General features: G+C 68.8%; 22 protein-coding genes. 17 read left to right on the top strand and 5 right to left on the bottom strand.

From position 1 onward, the window contains the following. The first annotated feature begins 76 nt into the window (after positions 1–76). The 10 genes from ACIHIX_RS29650 to ACIHIX_RS29605 all read left to right on the top strand — a co-directional run bounded on the left by ACIHIX_RS29650 (position 77) and on the right by ACIHIX_RS29605 (position 9,187). Complete coding sequence (locus tag ACIHIX_RS29650) at positions 77–1,825, top strand: LCP family protein (RefSeq protein WP_399961395.1); 1,749 nt, start codon at positions 77–79, stop codon at positions 1,823–1,825. Between the two features lie 272 nt (positions 1,826–2,097). Further along, positions 2,098–2,475 (top strand): spore-associated protein A, encoded by a 378-nt coding sequence (locus ACIHIX_RS29645; protein WP_399961393.1) that lies wholly within the window; start codon positions 2,098–2,100, stop codon positions 2,473–2,475. A 114-nt stretch (positions 2,476–2,589) separates the two neighbouring features. Further along, positions 2,590–4,257: an LCP family protein gene (locus ACIHIX_RS29640; RefSeq protein ID WP_399961391.1), complete on the top strand. Its 1,668-nt coding sequence runs from the start codon at positions 2,590–2,592 to the stop codon at positions 4,255–4,257. Positions 4,258–4,431: 174 nt separating this feature from the next. Then, a complete protein-coding gene (locus tag ACIHIX_RS29635; protein WP_399961389.1) occupies positions 4,432–4,869 on the top strand; it encodes a serine/threonine protein kinase in 438 nt (145 codons plus the stop codon). A 273-nt stretch (positions 4,870–5,142) separates the two neighbouring features. Then, the gene (locus tag ACIHIX_RS29630) at positions 5,143–6,711 is read left to right on the top strand and encodes an LCP family protein (protein WP_399961387.1); all 1,569 of its coding nucleotides are present in this window, start codon (positions 5,143–5,145) and stop codon (positions 6,709–6,711) included. Positions 6,712–6,831: 120 nt separating this feature from the next. Beyond that, entirely contained in the window at positions 6,832–7,308 is a 477-nt protein-coding gene (locus tag ACIHIX_RS29625) for a hypothetical protein (RefSeq protein ID WP_399961385.1), read from the top strand. 14 nt (positions 7,309–7,322) lie between these two features. Then, entirely contained in the window at positions 7,323–7,772 is a 450-nt protein-coding gene (locus tag ACIHIX_RS29620) for a hypothetical protein (protein WP_399961383.1), read from the top strand. A gap of 30 nt (positions 7,773–7,802) precedes the next feature. Next, positions 7,803–8,222, top strand: a complete 420-nt coding sequence (locus ACIHIX_RS29615; protein ID WP_355747234.1) for a spore-associated protein A — start codon at positions 7,803–7,805, stop codon at positions 8,220–8,222. A 35-nt stretch (positions 8,223–8,257) separates the two neighbouring features. Then, positions 8,258–8,671 carry a spore-associated protein A gene (locus tag ACIHIX_RS29610; RefSeq protein ID WP_399961381.1) on the top strand — a complete coding sequence of 138 codons (414 nt, stop codon included), beginning with the start codon at positions 8,258–8,260 and terminating at the stop codon, positions 8,669–8,671. 48 nt (positions 8,672–8,719) lie between these two features. Then, entirely contained in the window at positions 8,720–9,187 is a 468-nt protein-coding gene (locus ACIHIX_RS29605; protein ID WP_399961379.1) for a hypothetical protein, read from the top strand. Between the two features lie 70 nt (positions 9,188–9,257). On the opposite strand, the gene ACIHIX_RS29600 is transcribed toward ACIHIX_RS29605, so the two are convergent. Beyond that, a complete protein-coding gene (locus tag ACIHIX_RS29600; protein WP_399961377.1) occupies positions 9,258–10,286 on the bottom strand; it encodes a glycosyltransferase family 2 protein in 1,029 nt (342 codons plus the stop codon). A gap of 140 nt (positions 10,287–10,426) precedes the next feature. On the opposite strand from ACIHIX_RS29600, the gene ACIHIX_RS29595 reads away from it, so the two are divergent. The 3 genes from ACIHIX_RS29595 to ACIHIX_RS29585 all read left to right on the top strand — a co-directional run bounded on the left by ACIHIX_RS29595 (position 10,427) and on the right by ACIHIX_RS29585 (position 13,368). Further along, positions 10,427–11,878, top strand: coding sequence for an LCP family protein (locus ACIHIX_RS29595; RefSeq protein ID WP_399961375.1), 1,452 nt, complete (start codon positions 10,427–10,429; stop codon positions 11,876–11,878). A 123-nt stretch (positions 11,879–12,001) separates the two neighbouring features. Next, positions 12,002–12,826: an SAM-dependent methyltransferase gene (locus ACIHIX_RS29590; RefSeq protein ID WP_399961373.1), complete on the top strand. Its 825-nt coding sequence runs from the start codon at positions 12,002–12,004 to the stop codon at positions 12,824–12,826. 173 nt (positions 12,827–12,999) lie between these two features. Then, complete coding sequence (locus ACIHIX_RS29585; RefSeq protein ID WP_399961371.1) at positions 13,000–13,368, top strand: four-helix bundle copper-binding protein; 369 nt, start codon at positions 13,000–13,002, stop codon at positions 13,366–13,368. Positions 13,369–13,424: 56 nt separating this feature from the next. Here ACIHIX_RS29585 and ACIHIX_RS29580 read toward each other — a convergent pair whose 3' ends face one another. Continuing rightward, on the bottom strand, positions 13,425–14,738 hold the full coding sequence (locus ACIHIX_RS29580; protein ID WP_399961368.1) for an LCP family protein: 1,314 nt from the start codon (positions 14,736–14,738) through the stop codon (positions 13,425–13,427). Between the two features lie 119 nt (positions 14,739–14,857). Between ACIHIX_RS29580 and ACIHIX_RS29575 the strand changes: the two genes are divergently transcribed. Then, entirely contained in the window at positions 14,858–15,406 is a 549-nt protein-coding gene (locus ACIHIX_RS29575; RefSeq protein ID WP_399961366.1) for an acyl-CoA thioesterase, read from the top strand. A 55-nt stretch (positions 15,407–15,461) separates the two neighbouring features. Here ACIHIX_RS29575 and ACIHIX_RS29570 read toward each other — a convergent pair whose 3' ends face one another. Then, the gene (locus ACIHIX_RS29570) at positions 15,462–16,619 is read right to left on the bottom strand and encodes an acyl-CoA dehydrogenase (RefSeq protein ID WP_399961364.1); all 1,158 of its coding nucleotides are present in this window, start codon (positions 16,617–16,619) and stop codon (positions 15,462–15,464) included. Positions 16,620–16,823: 204 nt separating this feature from the next. On the opposite strand from ACIHIX_RS29570, the gene ACIHIX_RS29565 reads away from it, so the two are divergent. Continuing rightward, positions 16,824–18,167, top strand: a complete 1,344-nt coding sequence (locus ACIHIX_RS29565) for a UDP-glucose dehydrogenase family protein (protein ID WP_399961362.1) — start codon at positions 16,824–16,826, stop codon at positions 18,165–18,167. Between the two features lie 100 nt (positions 18,168–18,267). Here the strand turns inward: ACIHIX_RS29565 and ACIHIX_RS29560 are convergent, their stop codons facing one another. Next, on the bottom strand, positions 18,268–18,858 hold the full coding sequence (locus tag ACIHIX_RS29560) for a CGNR zinc finger domain-containing protein (protein ID WP_399961360.1): 591 nt from the start codon (positions 18,856–18,858) through the stop codon (positions 18,268–18,270). 82 nt (positions 18,859–18,940) lie between these two features. On the opposite strand from ACIHIX_RS29560, the gene ACIHIX_RS29555 reads away from it, so the two are divergent. Next, the gene (locus ACIHIX_RS29555; RefSeq protein ID WP_399961358.1) at positions 18,941–19,303 is read left to right on the top strand and encodes a VOC family protein; all 363 of its coding nucleotides are present in this window, start codon (positions 18,941–18,943) and stop codon (positions 19,301–19,303) included. 16 nt (positions 19,304–19,319) lie between these two features. Then, entirely contained in the window at positions 19,320–19,727 is a 408-nt protein-coding gene (locus ACIHIX_RS29550; RefSeq protein ID WP_399961355.1) for a VOC family protein, read from the top strand. On the opposite strand, the gene ACIHIX_RS29545 is transcribed toward ACIHIX_RS29550, so the two are convergent. Beyond that, the gene (locus ACIHIX_RS29545; RefSeq protein ID WP_399961352.1) at positions 19,710–20,828 is read right to left on the bottom strand and encodes a dipeptidase; all 1,119 of its coding nucleotides are present in this window, start codon (positions 20,826–20,828) and stop codon (positions 19,710–19,712) included. The genes ACIHIX_RS29550 and ACIHIX_RS29545 overlap by 18 nt on opposite strands. Positions 20,829–20,831 lie beyond the last annotated feature (3 nt).

The raw sequence follows: 20,831 nt of genomic DNA, 5'->3' as shown, positions 1-20,831 counted from the left end.
TGCACTGTGAGACCGAGACCCGAGCGCCTTTGAGGGGGAAGGCGCCGCGTGGCCCCGACGGAGGATTGAGACAACCGTGGACGCGCAAGGCCGTGGGCGGGCGGACGACATCGACCCCGCAGACCAGTGGGTGCTCAATCCGAACACTGGCGAATACGAACTGCGACTGACTCCTTCCGCACCGCAATCAGCGGTTCCGGGACCACGCAGCAGAACGACTTCTCGTGCGGCGGGCCCTTCCGGAGCGCCGCGCGGCAGAACGGCCGCGCCGGGACGGACGTCGCCCGCCGACGCCCCCGGCCGTGACGTACCGCCGCCCCGTCGCCGGCGTGGTGCGCCGGAGGAGCCGCCGCCCGGGCGCCGCAACCGGCGGCCGGTCAAGAAGAAGGCGCGCGGCAAGAAAATACTGCTGTGGACCGGCGGTGTGATGGCGTTCGTGCTGGTCGGCACGGCGGGAGCCGCCTACCTGTATCTGAAGCACCTCGAAGGCAACGTCACCACCGAGGACGTCGGCAACGTGGCCGACGACGGCTTCAGCAAGGACGAGGCCTTCAACATCCTGATCATCGGCACCGACAAGCGGACCGGTTCGGGCAACGGGGGCTACGGCGACAAGGGCAGCGTCGGGCACGCCGACACCAACATCCTGCTGCACGTCTCGAAGGACCGTACGAACGCGACCGCGATGAGCATCCCCCGGGACCTGATCGTCGACGTACCGGACTGCGAGGTCACCGAGGACGGCACCACGAAGGTCATCCCGGGCACCCAGGACAAGCGCTTCAACACCAGCCTCGGTCAGTTCGGCCGCAACCCCGGCTGCACCATGAAGACGGTCGAGGAGCTCACCGGCATCGACGTGAACCACTTCGCGATGGCCGACTTCAACGCGGTGAAGACGCTGACGAGCGCGGTGGGCGGTGTGGAGGTGTGTCTCGCCAAGGACGTCAACGACCCCGACTCGCATCTGAACCTGTCGGCCGGCAAGCACACCATCGAGGGCGAGGAGGCACTCGCCTTCGTCCGCACCCGGCACAGCTTCGGCAACCAGGGCGACCTGGACCGCATCAAGGTCCAGCAGCAGTTCATGAGTTCGCTGATGCGCAAGATGACCTCGGGCGACACTCTGACCAGCCCCACGAAGCTGATCAAGCTGGCCAACGCGGCCACCAAGGCGCTCACCGTCGACACGGGCATCGGCAAGGCCAGCACGCTCAAGGACGTGGCCCTGGAGCTGAAGAAGGTGCCGATGAAGAACATCACCTTCACCACGGTCCCGGTCAAGGACAACCCCGCCGAGGTGGTCAAGGCGACCGTCGTGCCCCTTGAGCCGAACGCCTCGCAGGTCTTCAACATGATCAAGAGCGACACCTCCTTCACCGCGGTCAAGGCCAAGGAGAAGAAGGAGAAGGCCGCCGTCGCCGCCCGGCTGAAGGGCAGCAAGTCGGACGCCTCCGAGGTGCGGGTGCGGATCCTCAACGGTGGTGCCGCGGCCGGCAGCGCCCAGGAGGAGCTCACCTACCTCCAGACCGAGGCGGGCGTGACCAAGTCGGAGAACGCGGGCAACGCCGGCGCCTCCCAGGCGAAGACGACGCTGGAGTACGCCCCCGACCAGGCCGATCAGGCCCGCAGGCTGGCCGCGATCATGGGCCTGTCCGGGTCGATGATGAAGCCGGGCAAGAGCGTCACCAACTCCCAGGGTCTGCCGACCATCACGCTGACGCTGGGTGAGGACTTCAAGGGCGCCGGGGTGAAGATGAACTCCACCGCGGCGCCGGTGAACGTGGACAAGACCACGGCGAACGAGGTGAAGTGCGCTAGCTGAGAGACCGCGGTCTCACGGGCCTGTCACACGTCGAACCGGACGCGTGGCGGGCCCGTTCGCTGTCCCGCCCCACGTGAGGCGAAGGTCACAAAAGACTGTCTTGATCACCGGGCCGTGGCGTCCGCAGGTTAACTGATCGCGCGTCAACTCTATTGAGATCCTTGGAGGTTGCTATGCGCGGTCTGTTGCGCACGCGGATCACTTCGGCGGCTGGAGCAGTCACGCTGCTGACGGCCGGACTGGTAGGCATCTCAGCCGGACAGGCTGACGCGATGTCCCGGGTCAACTACTGCGGAAGCTCCTACGGTTTCCTGAAGTCCTGGGCGATCAAGGACGGTTGGTACCCCAATCCCACCGTCGGCTACATCGACGTCTACTACAACAGCTCGAACGGGAACAACTGCGTCATCACCCGCGCGAACGACAGCGAGGTCGGCGGGGGCAACCACATCATCGCGGGCATCCGCAAGAGCGGGTCCAGCACCTGGAAGCTCGACGGGACCAACTCCAACTACACCTCCTACGCAGGCCCGTTGTACGTCTACGCCGCCGGCAGCTGCATCGACATCTACGGCGAGCTCAACTACACGAGCGGTGGCACGGGGGCCGACCACGGCTTGGCCGTCTACGAAGACGTGCACTGCGGCTGAGCCTCGCGTCCCACCGCAGAATGATGAATCTTGAATGCACCAAGTGGCCCTGTCTCACGTCTCACTTGACGCAAGACAGGGCCATGTCAGGTGTGGGGCGGGGAGGGTGGGACGGTGCCGCAGAACAGTGTGCGGGGGCAGGGAAGAGGCACGTTTTCGGGCGTCGAGCCCGCTCTCGGACGGGGTCGGACCGACAGCCCGTCCGAGGGCGCGGGACCGAAGGGCGCAGAGCCGAAGGCCTCAGGACCGAAGGGCGCTGGACAACACGGGAGACGGCGACCGCGACGCGGTCATCGCGCGCTCAGATGGTCCGCGACCACGCTCGCGGTGCTGATACTGGGCACGGCGGGCGCCGGTTACCTGTACTACCAGCACCTCAACGGCAACATCGAGAAGGGTGAGCGCAGCAGCGGCGACTCCAAGGCGAACAAGGCCGCGCCGAACGCCGCCGGCCAGACCCCGCTGAACATTCTTCTCATCGGCTCCGACAGCCGCTCCTCCGACGAGAACGTGAAGCTCGGTGGCAGCAAGGACACTCGCGGCAACCCACCGCTGGGCGACGTGCAGATGCTGATCCACCTGTCCGCGGACCGGAAGAGTGCCGCGGTGGTGAGCATCCCGCGGGACACCCGCGTCGACATTCCCAAGTGCAAGGACCCGAAGACGGGCGCCACGTACCCGGCGACCAACGACATCATCAACACGTCGCTGGCCCGCGGCGGGGCCGGCTGCACCCTGGCCACCTGGCAGAACCTCACCGGCGTCTACATCGACCACTGGATGACGATCGACTTCGCGGGCGTGGTGAGCATGGCGGACGCCATCGGCGGCGTCGAGGTCTGTGTGAAGCAGAACGTGTGGGACCGCCCGATGCCCGGCGTGCCCGGAGGCTCCGGCCTGAAGATGACGGCAGGCCGGAAGGACGTCAAGGGCAAGCAGGCGTTGCAGTGGTTGCGCACACGCCATGCCTTCTACAGCGATCTGGGCCGCGCCAAGGCCCAGCACATGTACATGAACTCGATGATCCGCACGCTGAAGAAGCAGAACGTCTTCACGGACACCGGGCGGCTGATGAAGCTGGCCGAGGCGGCCACGAAGTCGCTGACCGTCTCCGAGGAGGTCGGCAGCGTCAAGAAGCTGTACGACCTGGGCATGCAGCTCAAGTCCGTGCCGGCGGACCGGATCACCATGACGACTCTGCCGACCGTCGAGGACGACCAGAACCGGAACCATCTCGTCCCCGACGACGCCGGGGCCGAGAAGATGTGGCAGATGCTCCGCGACGACGTGCCGTTCGACGACAAGGGCACGCCCTCGGAGAAGAAGAAGTCGGACGAGGAGAGGGTCTCCAAGGACCCGGCGGCAGCCGACGATCAGATCGGTGTCCTGGTGCGGAACGCGACGAGGTCCACCACGCTCGGTCCGGTCTCCGGGCGGGCCGGGGCGATCAGCGGGCTGCTCGTGCAGAAGGGCTTCGCCCGGGCCTCGGCGGACACCTCGGCGGCGCTCGCCGAGGAGCGGACCGTGGTGCGGTTCCCGAGCGCGGACCTGGAGGGCGACGCCCAGCGGGTCGCCAAGTCACTGGGAATTCCGCTGAGTTCGGTGAAGAGGTCGACCGACGTCTCCGGTGTCACCGTCGTCGTGGGCGCCGACTGGCGCTCGGGTACGACCTATCCGAAGCAGTCCTCCCCGAAGGCCGGGGACCTTCCGAGCAACGCCGACGAGATGAACGGCGCGGACAGCGATCAGTGCATGGACGTGTACCAGCGGTACCGCTGGTAACCGTCGGCGGGCAGCGGTGGCCCGTGAAGCGCGCGGTGGACGCGATCACGGGCACCCGGAACAAGCCATTCCATGATCAGTTAATGGTCACAGGGGCCTCACAGCAACATTGCGACGCGTGTTCGATGGTGAGATCACCCGGACGATCTTTCCCGCTCTACCGAGGAGTCCCCCATGCGCAGAAGACTGGCCGCCGTCATGCTCTCGGCACTGGCCCTCGTCGTCGCCCCCCTGGCGACGAACGCGAGCGCGTCGACCAGGAGCGACGTCGTGAGCCTGGCGCGATCGGTGTGCGGATCCGGGTACACGGTCACCGTCGACGCCGGCGACATGGGCATCCCGAAGCAGTACTACTGGAGCGTCCTGCTCTACAACCCGTCCTCCGGCTACAACTGCGCCGTCAACGTCAAGGACAGCAACAACACCGACTACGGCAGGTCCAGCGGCATCGGCATGGGCATCAGGGCGGCCGGTGGCAGCTGGCACGAAGACCTGGGCAACTACACGAAGTACGCGGGTCCCGTGTACGTCTACGCACCCAGCACCTGCGTCTACCTCCGCCTCACCTCGCCCGAGCTCACATGGACCAGCAACGCCATGGGCTGCAACTGACCCGGCGGGTGCGGCCCGGCGGGTGTGAGCCGAGGTCGCACCCCACAGCAAACTCCTAACTCCCTGCAGAATGATGAAGCGTGCTCACGTCCGAGAGCTCGATCGGAATTCGACACCGCATTCGACAGTGGTTCTCGCGTACGCTTTCCGACCAGGCGGACGAGGCATAAAGGCCGGTCGTCGGGCTTGGGGAGGCTCGGCAGTCCGCAGGGTGGGGAGGACAGGGAATTGGCGCAGAGCGTGCGCGGAGAGGTCCCCGCGGTCGAGGACACGATGTCTCTCACACCGCAGGGCACGGAGCCGCCCGCCGGACACGGCAGGGGACGGCGCGGCAGAGGTGGCCGCGGCCGGCGGCGAAGCCGGCGTTTCCTGCGCTGGTCGGCGATGGTGCTGGCGGTGGTGATAGTCGGCACCGCAGGCGCCGGGTACCTCTACTACCGGCACCTCAACGGCAACATCAAGAAGGACGACCTGAACATCGGCGACGAGAAGGACAGGGCGGCCAAGACAGAGGCGAACGCCGCCGGTCAGACGCCGCTGAACATCCTGCTGATCGGCTCGGACGCCCGGGACAACGCCGAGAACCAGAAGCTCGGCGGCGCCAAGGAGACGTACAACACCGCGCCGCGTGCGGACGTCCAGATGCTGCTGCACCTCTCGGCGGACCGCTCCAACATGTCGGTCGTCAGCATGCCGCGCGACACCCTGCTCGACATACCGAAGTGCACCGACCCCGACAACGACAAGGTCTACTCGGCGCTCACCTCGGCGATGACCAACGACTCCCTCGGTCGTGGCGGCCCCGGCTGCACGGTGGCGACCTGGGAGAAGCTGACCGACATCCACATCGACCACTTCATCATGGTCGACTTCGCGGGTGTGGTGTCGATGGCGGACGCGATCGGCGGCGTACCGGTCTGCGTGGACGCCAACATCTACTCGCACACCAGAACCGGTCACGGCTCCGGCCTGCGGCTGGAAGAGGGCACCACGCCCATCAAGGGCAAGCAGGCCCTCCAGTGGCTGCGCACCCGGTACGGCTTCGAGGACGGCACCGACATCGCGCGGGCCAAGGCCCAGCACCAGTACATGAACTCGATGGTCCGCGAACTGCGTGAGAACGCGACTCTGAGCAGCCCGAACAAGCTGCGCAAGCTCGCCGAGACGGCCACCGAGGCAGTGACGGTGGACGACGGGCTCGGCACCGTGACCAAGCTGTACGACCTGAGCAAGGAACTGCGGAAGGTCCCCACGAAGCGCATCACCATGACGACGATGCCGTGGCAGTACGCCTCGGACGGCAACCGGGTGGTGCCCAAGCCGGAGGAGGCCGAGAAGGTCTTCCGGCTCGTCCGTGAGGACATCGCGCTCGACGGCAAGGACAAGAAGAAGACCTCGACGGAGGACAAGACCTCCGACGATCCGGCGGCCGCGGACGACAAGATCGCCGTGCAGGTGCAGAACGGCACCCGGACCAGTACGCAGGCGGCAGCGAGCGGACGTGCCACCGATGTGACCGAGCTGCTCGTCGGCAAGGGCTTCACCGCGTCCGAGGCGGACTCCTCGGTGATCCTCAGCGAGGACAAGACCCTCGTCCGCTATCCGAGCGCCGACCTGGAGGGCGACGCCCAGCGAGTCGCCAAGTCCCTCGGAATCCCGATGAGTTCGGTGAAGAAGTCGACGGAAGTCTCCGGCGTCACGCTGGTCGTCGGTGCGGACTGGCGCTCGGGGACGAAGTACAAGGCCGCGAAGGAGGACGACTCGTTGCCCGAGTCGGACGACACCTTCAACGGCGCGGACACCAAGGCCTGTATGCACGTCGATCCCGACTACACCTGGTAGCAGCCCCCTCCCCCCTGAGAGCGCTTTCGGCCAGGGTGATCAATTTCTGGCCAATGCTTTACACCGTGGTCATATTTGTTACTTGAACATGACAGGATCTTGAGCGCTCTTCGACCACGAATGAAGCAACAGGCGCTCCAGGGGGAGAAGTTGAAGCTCAAGAGCAAGGCGGCCAGATCCGTCACGTCTCTGGTCATGATGCTGTCCGCGATCGCCGGCTACTCGCTGGTCACGGCTCCGGCCGCCAGCGCCGCCACCTACGGCTGCAACGGGTCCCAGATCGACAGCTGGAACAACACCTACAACGGCACCACGTACGCCAAGACCTATCTGTTCTGGGACGGCACGTACAACTGCGTCGCCGCCGTGAAGCAGGGCTCCTACTACGGCGTCAAGTCGCGTATCGCCGTGGACGCCTGGACGGACAAGGACGGCTACGTCTCGCCGGGTGACGACGGCCAGTACCTCTACTACGCGAGCTTCAAGTTCTACGGCAAGGGCCGGTGCATCGCCGTCGAGACGGACGTGTGGAACCTGAGCGGCAACAACATCATCCAGGACCACGTGCCGAACTCCGGCTACTTCCACTGCGGTTGAGAACGGAATCCGACATGAGCATCCTCAAGTCCAAGGCCGCCCGCTGGCTGACGAGCACCACGGTCCTGCTCGGTGTCGCCGTGGCGGGCCCCGTGGCCACCGCGCCGGCCGCCTCGGCCGCGTCGGGCAGCTGCTCCGGCAGCGTCATCGACACCCTCAAGCACTACAACTACAGCGGCACCCACGTGGCGACGTCCTACCTGTACTGGGACGGCACCTACAACTGTGTCCGCGCCGACAAGGTCGGCTCGTACTACGGCGTCAGCTCGCGCATGTCGCTGACCATCTACAGCCAGAAGGGCGGCGCGGACCCGGACAGCGGGTACTTCAAGTACTACGCGGGCCCGGTCAAGGTGAACGGCCAGAACACCTGCATCGCCTTCGAGCTCGACATGTGGAGCACCAGCGGCGCGGACATGCTCCAGGACCGGGTTCCGGCCGGTGGCTTCAACCACTGCGGCTGAACCCGCCCGCGCACTGACAAGGACTCAGACATGCTCAAGATGAAGCGACTCGGCTCCGCCGCCGCCGTCATCGGCCTCACCGCCGCCGGAACGATCGCCGCCACCGGCACCGCCTCGGCGGCCTCCTACAACGGCGCCTGCGGATCCGGCTACGGCGTGATCGACACGAAGGACGTCGGCACCGGAACCGCCTATCTCACCTACAGCAGCTCCAGCGGCAAGAACTGTGTCGTCACCGTCTCCGACACACCCGGCACCACCATGCTCCTGGACGCCCGAGTGCGGCTGCACCGCACCAACCTCGACTGGGCGGACAGCGAGTACGACGCGGGCTTCTTCAAGTACTACGCGGGCCCGGTCTACGCCTCCGCCGCAGGCAGGTGCATCGACTGGGGCGGCAACGCAGGCACCGAGACCTGGCATGTGAACTACAACGTGCACTGCGGCTGAGCCCCACCACCGACAGGAATTCAAACGTGTTCAAGATGAAGCGACTTGGCTCCGTCGCGGCCGTCATCGGCCTCGCCGCAGCCGGAACGATCGCCGCCACCGGCACCGCCTCGGCGGCCACCTACGCCGGTACCTGCGGGTCCGGCTACAGCGTGATCGACACGATGGACGTCGGTGACGGAACCGCCTACCTCACGTACAGCGGCTCCACCGGCAAGAACTGCGTCGTCACGGTCCCGGACAGGACGGGCACGCCCACGGTCCTGGACGCCCGTCTGCGGCTGCACCGCACCGACACGGTGTGGAAGCAGGGCGTCGAGGTCGACTACGGCACGTACAGCTACTACGCGGGTCCGCTCTATGTCTCCGCCGCCGGCAGGTGCATCGACTGGGGCGGCGCCGCGGCCTCCAACTACACGCGCGTCGACTACGGCGTCCACTGCGGCTGAGGCCCCCTTTTCAAGCCGTTGCGTCTCGAGATGAGAGGTCTCCCACTGATGTCCAAGCACGTCAAGTTCAGAACCACCCGTTGGATCGCCACCGCGGCGATGACCCTCGGCCTGGGCGTCGCTGTCCCCATGGCCGTCGCCCCCACCGCGTCCGCCGCCGCCACCGCCGGCTGTAGCGGGACCTTGATCGACCAGATCAACCACTACGACTACTCGGTGAGTTCGCACCCGCACGTCGCCACGACCTACCTGTACTGGGACGGCACCTACAACTGTGCGAGGTCCGTCAAGGCGGGCTCCTACTACGGCATCAGTTCCCGCATGAACCTGGACCTGTGGTCCAAGGCCGGCGGGCACGACAACGACAACGGCAACTTCAGCTACGAGGCAGGCCCCGTCAAGGTGAATGGCAGGAACACCTGCATCGCCTTCGAGCTCGACATGTGGAAGCCCAACGGTGGCTCCAACTTCCTTCAGGACCACGTCCCCCCGTCGGGCTACTTCCACTGCGGCTGAGCCCTTCCGGCACATGGCGAAGGCCCCCTCCCGGCAGTCCGGAAGGGGGCCTTCGGCCAGTCCAGCGCCGTTACGCCTCCGTCAACACCGCCGGCCGCCGCGACGCGATGACCTTCCGCGCCAGTGACCTCGGGCTGGTCAGGAATCCGTACCCCCACGACATGTGCATGGTGGCGAGGGCGACCGGGATCTGGAGGCGGGCCTTCAGGGACAGCCCCTTGCCCGCCGGGAGCGAGCCGAGGGCGATCGCCGCGAGGTAGCCGCCCGGGATCACGAAGCCGAGCGGGGTCAGGGCCGCGCCCACCACGAGGCCGGCCGCGATCGCGCACACCGCCACCGGCGGGGCCAGGTAGCGCAGGTTGATGGAGCCGGAGTGGTAGCGGGCGACCACATGCCGCCAGCGGCCGTAATCCTTGTACTGCTTGGCCAGCGCCTTCACCGAGGGGCGCGGGCGGTACGACACCCGCAGCTCGGGCGAGAACCAGATCAGGCCGCCGGCCTCACGGATGCGGAAGTTCAGCTCCCAGTCCTGGGCGCGGATGAACTCCACGTTGTAGCCGCCCTGTTGCTCCAGGGCCTCGCGGCGGAAGACACCCAGGTAGACCGTCTCGGCGGGGCCCGCCTGTCCTCCCGTGTGGAAGGCCGCGTTGCCGACGCCGATCTTGGAGGTCATCGCGGCGGCGACCGCGTCCTCCCAGGCGTTCTCGCCCTCGGCGTGCATGATGCCGCCGACGTTCTGCGCGCCGGTCTCCTCCAGGAGCCGTACGGCGGTCGCGATGTAGTTCGGCGAGAGGATGCCGTGGCCGTCGACGCGGACGACGATCGGATGGCGGGAGGCCTTGATCGCGGCGTTCAGGGCGGCGGGCGTGCGGCCGGTCGGGTTCGGGACGGTGTGGACGCGGGGGTCTTCCCGTACGAGCTCGGCGGCGATCTCGTCCGTGCGGTCCTTGGAAGGACCGAGGGCGATCACGACCTCCATCTCGCCGGCGTACTCCTGCGCGAGGATCGCTTGGACGGCTCCGCGCAGATGCCGTTCCTCGTCGAGGACGGGCATGATCACAGAAACGGCGGGGAGCTGCACGTCGGGCTTGGCGTTCATAGGGGGCTCACGTTACCGCGAACGGGGGACACCGGTGCGCCCCGGTCGGGGCGGCGCCCCGGGCCGCAGATCGTATCGGCCTACGGTGCTGAAGATCCCATGTAAGGCCCTCAGGTCCGGTCCCCGCGGAGGTGCCCCCCATGTCCACACCGCCCCGCCGCTCCCCTGCCGCCGCCCGGCCCCGGCCGCGGCCGAAACCACCCGTACGACGGCGGAAGCCGCGTTGGGCCGGTCGGGCGGTGACCACGCTCTCCGTGGTGATCCTCGCCTCGGCCGGCATCGGGCACGGCGTCCTCTCCAGCCTGGACGCGGACATCGCGCGGGTGGACCCCTTCAAGGACATGAAGAACCGGCCGAGAGCCGGGCACGGCATGAACGTGCTGCTGGTCGGCACCGACGGACGCGACAAAATCACCGAGGCCGAGCGGCAGAAGTACCGCCTCGGCGGCGCCCCCTGTCACTGCACCGACACGATCATGATCGTGCACATCTCGGAGGACCGGGAGCGGGCGAGTGTGGTGAGCCTGCCGCGCGACTCGTACGCGATGACACCCCCGCACACCGACCGGACCACCGGTGAGGAGCACCACGGCCACCCCGTCAAACTGAACGCGGCCTACGCGGAGGGCGGCCCCCAGCTGACCGTGCGGACCGTCGAGACGATGACGCACGTGAAGATCGACCACTATCTGGAGGTCGACTTCACCAGCTTCATGAAGACGGTGGACGTGCTCGGCGGCGTGCGGATCTGCACCACCGAACCGCTGAAGGACGCGTACACGGGCCTCGACCTCCCCGCCGGCTCGCACACCCTCATGGGCGGCGAGGCCCTCCAGTACGTCCGCTCCCGGCACATCGACGGGGCGGCGGACCTCGGCCGGATGAAGCGCCAGCAGCGCTTCATGGCAGCGCTGATCGACCGCGCGACCTCCTCCGGCATCCTCCTGAACCCCATGAAGTTCCGGGACGTGACGCGGGCCGTGCTGGGTTCGGTGCGGGCCGACAAGGAGTTCGGCACCGGCGAACTCCTCGATCTGGGGCGGGCGATGCGGAACTTCTCGCCCTCGTCGTCCGAGTTCACGACGGTCCCGATCGGGCAGATGGGGTACGTCGTCAAGGGCGTCGGCTCCACCCTGAAGTGGGACGCGAAGAAGGCAGGCCGCCTCTTCCAGGCCCTGCGCGACGACGAGCCGCTGGCCGTGCACAAGCCGAAGAGCAAGGCGGTCCGGGTCGCCGTCGCCCCACAGCAGATCCGCGTCCAGGTCGAGAACGGCACCGCCACCGCCGGGCTCGGCAAGCGCGTCGACGCCCAGCTCGCCGCGACCGGCTTCCGCACCACCCACCAGCCGGTGACCTCGGCGAACCGCACGGTCAAGCGCACGGTCATCGCCTACGACCCCCGCTGGGACCGCTCCGCCAAGTCCCTCGCCGCGGCCCTGCCGGGCAGCGAGCTGCGGCCCGTGCCGGGGCAGGGGGCGATGCTGAAGGTGATCGCCGGGGCGGACTTCAGGCAGGTGCGGAAGGTGCGGGCGGAGGACCCGTACCAGGGCGAGTTCGGGGTGGTGACGGGCGACGAGGTGGGCTGTGTGTAGGCACAGCCGCCGAAAGTCCGGAACTTCGGTCAACTTCCGGCCAGGACTGATGACTTGTGTCTAGTTTGGTGCGCATCCAGACCGGTCACGTCCGGTCAGTGCCGCCCGAAGGAGACCAGACCCATGTCCGACCCCGCAGTGCCCCGTGACGAAGGTGTCGCCCGCATGGCCCGGCTGCGGACCGACGTGTCCCACTCGGCCCGGATCTGGAACTACTGGCTCGGCGGCAAGGACCACTACCCCGTGGACGAGGAGGTCGGCGACCAGATCCTGTCCTTCGTCCCGGCCCTGCCGCGCTCGGCCGTCGCCGACCGCGCCTTCCTGGCCCGCGCCGTCCGCTATCTCGCCGCGGAGGCGGGCATACGGCAGTTCCTGGACATCGGCACCGGTCTGCCCACCGCCGACAACACCCACGAGGTCGCCCAGCGCGTCGACCCCTCGTGCCGGATCGTCTACGTCGACAACGACCCCCTCGTCCTCACCCACGCGCACGCCCTGCTCACCAGCACGCCCGAAGGGGCCACCGACTACATCGAGGCCGACGTCCACGACCCGGAGGCGATCCTGCGGGGCGCCGCCGAGATCCTCGACCTCACCCAGCCGGTCGCGGTCACGATGCTCGGCATAGTCAACTTCGTCATGGACACCGACGAGGCGGTCGCGATCGTGCGCAAGCTCCTGGCCGCCCTGCCCTCCGGCAGCCACCTGGTGATCTCCCACCCCACCACCGAGGTCGACGGCGAGGCGATGAAGTCGGCGGTGGAGTACTGGAACAGCCAGGGCTCGGCCCCGATGACCCTGCGCAGCCGCGCCGACCTCGCCCGCCTCTTCGAGGGCGTCGAGCTCCTCGAACCCGGCATCGTCTCCTGCTCGCGCTGGCGGCCGGAGGGGCCGGAGGACGAGATCGCCGAGGTCACGCACTTCGCCGGGGTGGGCAGGAAGCCGTAACCCCAATGGCGGCGCGGCGGCGACCGGTGTCGTAACAGCCCGGATCGGGGTGATTACGTCGACTACGTTCCGGATTATTACCGTCCGCCCGATGGCGCCGGGCGGCGGGCGGGCGTAGGACGGAAACGCACACGGGGCCCGCCCCGGGCTCCGCGACCCCCCGAGGAGGAGCCATGACCAAGCCCGCGATGACCGGAACGGCCGCCATGAGCAAGGAGATGCAGGACTGCGTCGAGGCGTGCATGTCCTGCCACAGCATGTGCGAGGAGGCCATGAGCTCCTGCATGCAGATGGGCGGGCAGGCCCAGATGCAGATCATGCGCGCGCTCCTGGACTGCTCCGAGATGACCCGCATGTGCGCGGACATGATGATGCGCCGCTCGCCGATGTCGGCGGAGATGTGCGCGATGTGCGCCAAGGCGTGCGACATGTGTGCCGAAGCGTGTATGGCCATGCCGGACGACCCGATGATGATGCGCTGCGCGGAGGCGTGTCGTCGCTGCGCGGAGATGTGTCGCACGATGGCCGGCGCCACGATGTGAGGCCCTCGGCCTGAAACGGCTCAGGGCACCCGGTGGGGTGCCCTGAGCCGCGTCGTTCAGTTGCCCGAGACGGTGACCTTCTCGTCGTTCTTCAACTCGTCCACCAGCGTCTTCACCTTCGCCTTGTCCCAGACGAGGTTGCCGTTGGTGGAGCCGGAGATCGGCATGTTCATGGACTTGCCGTCGCCGCTGTTGACGCTCTTCATGGCCCAGAACATGTCCGCGAGGTCGAACAGGCCCATGTCCTTGTCGACGATGAGGGTGTCGAGGCCGGCGCTCATGGTCGGGTAGAGCTTGAAGGGGTTGAGGACAGTGCTCGGCGTCGCCACCTGGTTGGCGAGGGCCGCGAGGAACTTTTGCTGGTTCTTCGTACGGTCCAGGTCGGAGGCCTTGAGGGCGTACCGGGTACGGACGAAGGCCAGGGCCTCCTCGCCGTTCAGGGTCTGCTTGCCCGCCTCGAAGTCGGCGCCGGACTTGGTGTCCTTCATGCCGCCCTTCGGGATGGTGATCTCGACGCCGCCGACCGCGTCCACGATGTTCGCGAAGCCCGCGAAGCCGATCTCGACGTAGTGGTCGATGTGCAGACCGGTGTTGTACTCGACGGTGCGGACCAGCAGCTCGGGGCCGTCCTCGGCGTAGGCCGCGTTGAGCTTGGTGTGTCGGCCGGTGCCCTTGTACGTCTTGCCGGACTCGGAGCCGACGAACGTCGGGATCTCCACGTCCGAGTCGCGCGGCAGGGAGATCAGCGTGTCGCCGTTGCTGCCGGTGTGCAGGATCATCATCGAGTCCGTGCGCTTGCCCTCGGCGGAGCCGGTGTGGAGCTTCTTCTTCTCCTCGGCGGACATGCCGGCGCGGCTGTCGGAGCCGACGATCAGGTAGTTGGTGCCCTCGCCCGCGTCCGGCCGGTCGATGACCTTGGACAGGTCGACCTCGCGGTTGAGCTTGGAGTCGGCCCAGAAGTACGTCCCGATCGTCGTCACGACGAGCACGGTCACCACCGTGATCGCCGTCCACTTGATCCGGCGCCGCCAGTTCGGCGCGGGCCGCTCACCGCGGGCCCGGCCGCCGGGACCGGCGGGGCCGCCACCGCCGTAGACCTGGCCGGTGTTGTAGCCGCTGTCGTAGCCGTCCACGGCGGTGTCGTCGGCGTAGCCGGCGTTGCCGTACGCCGGCTGCTGCGGGACCCCGCCGCCGTAGGGCGGCGCGGACTGGCGCGGCGCGGACTGGCCGGGGCCGCCCCCGTACGCGCCCGAGGCGGGCCTGCGGACCTGCCGCATGGCGCGCGCGCCCTCAGGCTGTGCGCTCGCGCTGCCGCGTCCGTACCGGTCGCCGCGGTTCTCGTCGGACCATGCCTCGGGCCAATCGTTCATGGGGCCCAGTGTGCAGGGATGGGCTGTGCCCTTTACAAGGGTCGTAGGAAAATCAGGGCACGGCTGTTGCGAACCCAACACAAAGTCCGCGATCCAGGCCTCGGCATAAGGTGGAGGCCATGACAGATCAGGCCCCCTCGACGGAGTCCGACATCCCGGGCAAGCCGACCTCCGCGTCGCGCACCACGCTCAGCCACATCATGACCCACGCCGACACCAACCTGCTGGGGACCGTGCACGGTGGCGTGATCATGAAGCTGGTCGACGACGCGGCGGGCGCGGTGGCCGGACGGCACAGCGGCGGGCCCGCGGTGACCGCCTCCATGGACGAGATGGCGTTCCTGGAACCGGTCCGCGTCGGCGACCTCGTCCATGTGAAGGCCCAGGTCAACTGGACAGGGCGGACCTCGATGGAGGTCGGGGTGCGGGTGCTGGCGGAGCGCTGGAACGAGTCGAACCCGGCCACCCAGGTCGGCTCCGCGTATCTCGTCTTCGCCGCGGTCGACGCCGACGGCAAGCCCCGGCTGGTGCCGCCGGTCGTGCCGGAGACCGAGCGCGACAAGCGCCGCTACCAGGAGGCCCAGATCCGCCGCACCCATCGGCTGGCCCGGCGGCGCGCGATCATGGAGCTGCGGGAGAAGCGGGCGGCTGAGGGGTTCGAGGACTGACGCCTACGAGAAAAGGGGCGCCCGGATCTCCGGGCGCCCCTTTCGCGATCAGCCGTTACGGCAGGTTGCGCGCCATGACGATGCGCTGGACCTGGTTCGTGCCCTCGTAGATCTGCGTGATCTTCGCGTCGCGCATCATGCGCTCCACCGGGTAGTCACGCGTGTAGCCGTAACCGCCGAGCAGCTGGACCGCGTCGGTGGTGACCTCCATGGCCACGTCGGAGGCGAAGCACTTGGCCGCCGCGCCCTGGAAGGTGAGGTCCTTGTCGCCGCGCTCGGAGGCGGCCGCGGCCTGGTAGGTCAGGGCGCGGGCGGCGGCGATCTTCATGGCCATGTCGGCCAGCATGAACTGGATGCCCTGGAAGTCGGCGATGGCCTTGCCGAACTGCTTGCGCTCCTGGACATAGCCCTTGGCGTAGTCGAGGGCGCCCTGGGCGACACCGAGGGCCTGGGCCGCGATGGTGATGCGGGTGTGGTCCAGGGTCTTCATCGCCGTGGCGAAGCCGGTGCCCTCCTCGCCGATCATGCGGTCGGCGGGGATGCGGACGTTGTCGAGGTAGACCTCGCGGGTCGGGGAGCCCTTGATGCCGAGCTTCTTCTCCGGGGCGCCGAAGGAGACGCCCTCGTCGGACTTCTCGACGACGAAGGCGGAGATGCCCTTCGAGCGCTTCGAGGGGTCCGTGACCGCCATCACCGTGTAGTACTCGGACTCGCCCGCGTTGGTGATCCAGCGCTTCACGCCGTTGAGGATCCAGTGGTCGCCGTCGCGGACCGCCCGGGTCTTCATGCCGGCCGCGTCGGAACCCGCGTCGGGCTCGGAGAGGCAGTAGGAGAACATGCCCTCGCCCTTGGCGAGCGGGGTCATGTACTTCTTCTTCAGCTCCTCGGAGCCCGAGAGGATGACGGGCAGGGAGCCGAGCTTGTTCACGGCCGGGATCAGGGAGGACGAGACGCAGACGCGCGCCACCTCCTCGATCACGATCACCGTGGCCAGGGCGTCCGCGCCGGCGCCGCCGTACTCCTCGGGCACGTGGACGGCGTGCAGGTCGTTCGCGACCAGTGCCTGAAGGGCCTCGCGCGGGAAGCGGGCCTCCTCGTCCACCGCTGCGGCGTGCGGCGCGATCTTCGCCTCGGCCAGTGAGCGGATGGCGTCGCGGAGCATGTCGTGCTCCTCGGACGGGCGGTACAGGTCGAAGTCAGCCGATCCGGCCAAGGTGTCTCACGCTCCCAGTGCGCTGCGGTGGTCGACGCTAATTACCGTTAAGTAACTCAAATTTTAGAGGGCCGCCCACGGGAGTGATACGTGAGCTTGGCGACAGGTGGAAAGCTGCCCCCGAAGGCTGCCCGGAGGGGCGGGCTCGCACGCCCCGACTATGCTCGGTCAGCGCATCGAACACCGTCCACCTCTGGAGCATCCATGGCCCTCAAGATCACCGTGATCGGCACCGGCTATCTCGGCGCGACCCACGCGGCGGCCATGGCCGAGCTCGGTTTCGAGGTGCTGGGGCTCGATGTCGTACCGGAGAAGATCGCCATGCTCCAGCGGGGCGAGGCCCCGATGTTCGAGCCCGGTCTGGAGGAGCTGCTGCGCAAGCATGTGGCCGGTATCGAGGGGTCGAGCGGGCGGCTGCGGTTCACCCAGGACTGGGCCGAGGTCGGCGCCTTCGGCGATGTGCACTTCCTGTGCATCAACACGCCGCAGAAGCACGGCGAGTACGCGTGCGACATGTCGTACGTCGATTCCGCCGTCGCCTCGCTCGCGCCGCACCTTTCCGGGCCCACGCTCGTCGTCGGCAAGTCCACCGTGCCCGTCGGGTCGGCCGACCGGCTGGCCCGTTACCTCGCGGACCACGCCCCCGCCGGGGCGGGCGCCGAGCTGGCGTGGAACCCGGAGTTCCTGCGGGAGGGCTTCGCCGTGCAGGACACGCTGCACCCGGACCGGATCGTGGTCGGGGTGCGCAGCGAGCGGGCGGAGGGGCTGCTGCGGGAGGTGTACGCGACGCCGATGTCGGAGGGCACGCCGTTCGTGGTCACCGACTTCCCGACGGCCGAGCTGGTGAAGACCTCGGCGAACTCCTTCCTCGCCACCAAGATCTCGTTCATCAACGCCATGGCGGAGGTCTGCGAGGCCGCGGGCGGCGATGTGGCCAAGCTGGCGGAGGCGATCGGGTACGACGACCGGATCGGAAGGAAGTTCCTGCGGGCCGGGATCGGCTTCGGCGGTGGCTGTCTGCCGAAGGACATCCGTGCCTTCATGGCGCGCGCCGGTGAGCTGGGCGCGGACCAGGCGCTGACGTTCCTCCGGGAGATCGACTCGATCAACATGCGGCAGCGCGGGCAGATGGTGGAGCTGGCGCGGCAGGCGCTGGGTGGCGGGCCGTTCCTGGGCAAGCGGGTCGCGGTGCTCGGTGCCACCTTCAAGCCCGACACGGACGACGTCCGGGACTCGCCCGCGCTCAACGTGGCCGGGCAGATCCATCTCCAGGGCGGTCAGGTCACGGTCTACGACCCGATGGGCATGGACAACGCCCGCCGGCTCTTCCCGACCCTCGGCTACGCCGACTCGGCCGTGGAGGCGGTGCGCGGCGCCGATGTCGTCCTGCATCTGACGGAGTGGCGGGAGTTCCGCGAGCTGGACCCGGCGGCGCTCGGCGAGGCGGCGGCGGTGCGGCTGATCCTGGACGGGCGGAACTCGCTGGACCCGGTGCTGTGGCGGAAGGCCGGATGGACGTACCGGGCGATGGGCCGGCCGACCGCCTGATCCCTTCCCCGGAAGGCGACGCCGGTTCGGCCGAGGCTCAGTCGGCCGAACCGGCGTCTTGTTGCATTCTGCACCACCTGCCTGTGCGGCATCCGGTGAACTACTTGGCCCGGTAGCGCCGCATCTTCGCGCGCGCCCCGCACACCTGCATCGAGCACCAGCGGCCGCGTCCGGCGGGGCTGCGGTCGTAGTACGCCCAATGGCAGGTGGCGGCCTCGCAGGACTTGAGGCGCTGCCAGGTCCCGGCGATCAGGGCAGCGGCGACGGCTTCGGCGACACGGGAGTGCAGGCGCCCCGCGTCGACGGGCGCTGGTTCGGCGGGCGTTTCGTCGGCGGACGCTTCCTCGACGGGCGCTTCCTCGGCGGCCGTGAGGCCGGCGGGCGCGAGGCCGGCGGCCGTGAGGTCGGCGGAGCCGTCCGCCGGGTCGATCGTCACGCGCAGCGGCGCCGTCGCCAGCAGCTCGCCCAGGGGCGTGACCGCGGCGTGCGCCGGATGCCCGGCGTGGGCCAGCAGCGTCGCCCGCAGCGACTCGCGCAGTTCGCGCGCTCCCGGCACGTCCTCCTCCGTGAGCCCGAAGCGCGCCCGGCCGTCCGCCGTGTCGAGGGCGTCGGCGCCCGACTCGAGGTCCAGCGTGTTCACCAGGGACTCGACCAGAGCCAGGCTCCCGGGGGCGGCCGATCTCTCACTCATGCTTGCGACGTTACCTCTTGTGCGGGAGCATGGAGTAACCGTTACTGGTTGACCGCTTCTAGAGGTAACACCGGAGGAAGTCATGGCTCTCGCCAAGCTGGGTGTCGTCGTCCTGGACTGTCCCGACCCCCGCGCGCTCGCCGGTTTCTACGCCGAGGTGCTGGGCGGCACCGTCGAGGGCGACGGGGAGTGGGTGGACGTGAAGGTGCCCGGTGGACAGGCGCTGGCGTTCCAGGCCGCGCCCGGACACACCCCGCCGCGGTGGCCGCGCGCCGACCACGACTCCCAGCAGTTCCATCTGGACCTGACCGTGGAGGACCTGGACGCCGCCGAGAAGGGTGTCCTGGCGCTCGGCGCGAAGGCGCTGGACGCCGAGGACCGCTCGCGCTCGTTCCGTGTGTACGCGGACCCGGCGGGGCACCCGTTCTGCCTGTGCGCCTGCTGAGCCCGGAGGTATCCGCATGACCACCGTGACCCGTTTCCGTTCCGTCGTCCTCGACTGCCCCGACCCCCGGGCGCTCGCCCGCTTCTACGCCGGGGTGGTGGGCGGCACGCCGCAGGACGACGATCCCGAGTGGGTGGTCCTCGACGTGCCGGGCGGGCCCCGGCTCTCCTTCCAGCGGGCCGAGGGGTACACCCCGCCGGAGTGGCCGCGCGCGGACCGCAACTCGCAGCAGTTCCACATCGACTTCGACGCGGGCTCGACGTGGGAGGAGATCGAGGAGGCGGAGCGGAAGGTGCTGTCACTCGGCGCGAAGGCGCTGCACGCCGAGGACAAGGACGACTTCCGGGTGTACGCCGATCCGGCGGGGCATCCCTTCTGCCTCTGCCGGATCGACCCGCACCGGCGGCTACCCGTCCAGGTCTGAGATCTTCGCCGTCGACGGCTCGCGTCGCTCCCGGGCGGCGCGGGCCGTGAAGTCCGCGCCGCGCAGCACACGTTGGACGTTGCCCCAGGTCAGCAGGGCGATGTCGGACTCGGCCCAGCCGCGGCGGAGCAGCTCGGCGACGAGGAGCGGGTAGCAGGAGGCGTCGGCGAGGTCCTGGGGATGGGCGGTGCCGGCGTCGTAGGTGCCGGACAGGCCGACGCACTCCGGTCCGGCGACCTCGCGCACATGGTCGAGATGGTCGGCGACGTCCCGCACGCTCGGGCCGGTCTGCTCGGCGGTGAGCGGCACCATGCACAGGCCCTTGGCGGCGCCCAGCTCGGCGAGCAGGTCGTCCGGGAGGTTGGCCGGGTGCGGGCGCAGGGCGCGGGCCGCGGAGCGGGTCCACACGACCGGCGCCTTGGAGACCGCGATCGCGCGGCGGACGGTGTCGGCGGAGGCGCCGGAGAGGTCGGCGAGGACGCCGAGCCGGTTCATCTCGCGCAGCACCTCCTCGCCGAACCGGGTGAGGCCCGCCTCGCTCGCCCAGGAGGCGCCGGACAGGGTGAGGGCGCGCAGGCCGAGGGCGCGCAGTGAGCGCAGGATGCCGAGGGAGTCGCCGAGGGCGGCGGCGCCGGCCGGGCCGAGCAGGACGGCGACCCGGCCGCAGTGCCGTACGTCCGCGGTCTCGCCGGCGGTGTGGGCGAGGCGGAGGCCCTCGGGGTGGGCGCCCACGACCGTCCGTACCAGGTCGAGCTGTTCGAGGGTGGCGGCCACGGCCCGGTCGCCGCCGATGCTCTCGGGCAGGTGCAACGACCAGAACAGCGCGCCCACATGGCCCTCGCGCAGCCGGGGCACGTCCGTGTCGACGGAGCTCTCGCCGAGTTCGAGGTCGAACCAGGGCAGGTGGCGCAGGGCCCAGGGCAGTCCGCTGTAGCCGTCGGCGACGGGGTGCGCGGCGAGGATGGCGTGCGCGCGCTCCAGGGGGCCGGTGTCCGGGTCGGAGACGGGGGCGTAGGGCTCTTCCGCCATGAAGGGGTCGGTCAGGCCGTCGAGCGTGCCGACCTCGGTCGTGGTGTCCAGTTCGTCCTGGAGGTCTGCCATGGC

Source organism: Streptomyces sp. NPDC051913 (genome assembly GCF_044593635.1).
In the GTDB taxonomy this organism is placed as follows: domain Bacteria; phylum Actinomycetota; class Actinomycetes; order Streptomycetales; family Streptomycetaceae; genus Streptomyces.
This window is presented reverse-complemented; position numbering and strand designations above follow the sequence as displayed.

Excerpts from the sequence above, each read along its gene's own strand:
- ACIHIX_RS29645 (WP_399961393.1), top strand. The coding sequence starts at position 2,098 with ATGTCCCGGGTCAACTACTGCGGAAGCTCCTACGGTTTCCTGAAGTCC.
- ACIHIX_RS29635 (WP_399961389.1), top strand. The coding sequence starts at position 4,432 with ATGCGCAGAAGACTGGCCGCCGTCATGCTCTCGGCACTGGCCCTCGTC.
- ACIHIX_RS29630 (WP_399961387.1), top strand. The coding sequence starts at position 5,143 with ATGTCTCTCACACCGCAGGGCACGGAGCCGCCCGCCGGACACGGCAGG.
- ACIHIX_RS29625 (WP_399961385.1), top strand. The coding sequence starts at position 6,832 with ATGAAGCAACAGGCGCTCCAGGGGGAGAAGTTGAAGCTCAAGAGCAAG.
- ACIHIX_RS29620 (WP_399961383.1), top strand. The coding sequence starts at position 7,323 with ATGAGCATCCTCAAGTCCAAGGCCGCCCGCTGGCTGACGAGCACCACG.
- ACIHIX_RS29615 (WP_355747234.1), top strand. The coding sequence starts at position 7,803 with ATGCTCAAGATGAAGCGACTCGGCTCCGCCGCCGCCGTCATCGGCCTC.
- ACIHIX_RS29610 (WP_399961381.1), top strand. The coding sequence starts at position 8,258 with ATGAAGCGACTTGGCTCCGTCGCGGCCGTCATCGGCCTCGCCGCAGCC.
- ACIHIX_RS29605 (WP_399961379.1), top strand. The coding sequence starts at position 8,720 with ATGTCCAAGCACGTCAAGTTCAGAACCACCCGTTGGATCGCCACCGCG.
- ACIHIX_RS29600 (WP_399961377.1), bottom strand. The coding sequence starts at position 10,286 with ATGAACGCCAAGCCCGACGTGCAGCTCCCCGCCGTTTCTGTGATCATG.
- ACIHIX_RS29595 (WP_399961375.1), top strand. The coding sequence starts at position 10,427 with ATGTCCACACCGCCCCGCCGCTCCCCTGCCGCCGCCCGGCCCCGGCCG.
- ACIHIX_RS29590 (WP_399961373.1), top strand. The coding sequence starts at position 12,002 with ATGTCCGACCCCGCAGTGCCCCGTGACGAAGGTGTCGCCCGCATGGCC.
- ACIHIX_RS29585 (WP_399961371.1), top strand. The coding sequence starts at position 13,000 with ATGACCAAGCCCGCGATGACCGGAACGGCCGCCATGAGCAAGGAGATG.
- ACIHIX_RS29580 (WP_399961368.1), bottom strand. The coding sequence starts at position 14,738 with ATGAACGATTGGCCCGAGGCATGGTCCGACGAGAACCGCGGCGACCGG.
- ACIHIX_RS29575 (WP_399961366.1), top strand. The coding sequence starts at position 14,858 with ATGACAGATCAGGCCCCCTCGACGGAGTCCGACATCCCGGGCAAGCCG.
- ACIHIX_RS29565 (WP_399961362.1), top strand. The coding sequence starts at position 16,824 with ATGGCCCTCAAGATCACCGTGATCGGCACCGGCTATCTCGGCGCGACC.
- ACIHIX_RS29560 (WP_399961360.1), bottom strand. The coding sequence starts at position 18,858 with ATGAGTGAGAGATCGGCCGCCCCCGGGAGCCTGGCTCTGGTCGAGTCC.
- ACIHIX_RS29555 (WP_399961358.1), top strand. The coding sequence starts at position 18,941 with ATGGCTCTCGCCAAGCTGGGTGTCGTCGTCCTGGACTGTCCCGACCCC.
- ACIHIX_RS29550 (WP_399961355.1), top strand. The coding sequence starts at position 19,320 with ATGACCACCGTGACCCGTTTCCGTTCCGTCGTCCTCGACTGCCCCGAC.
- ACIHIX_RS29545 (WP_399961352.1), bottom strand. The coding sequence starts at position 20,828 with ATGGCAGACCTCCAGGACGAACTGGACACCACGACCGAGGTCGGCACG.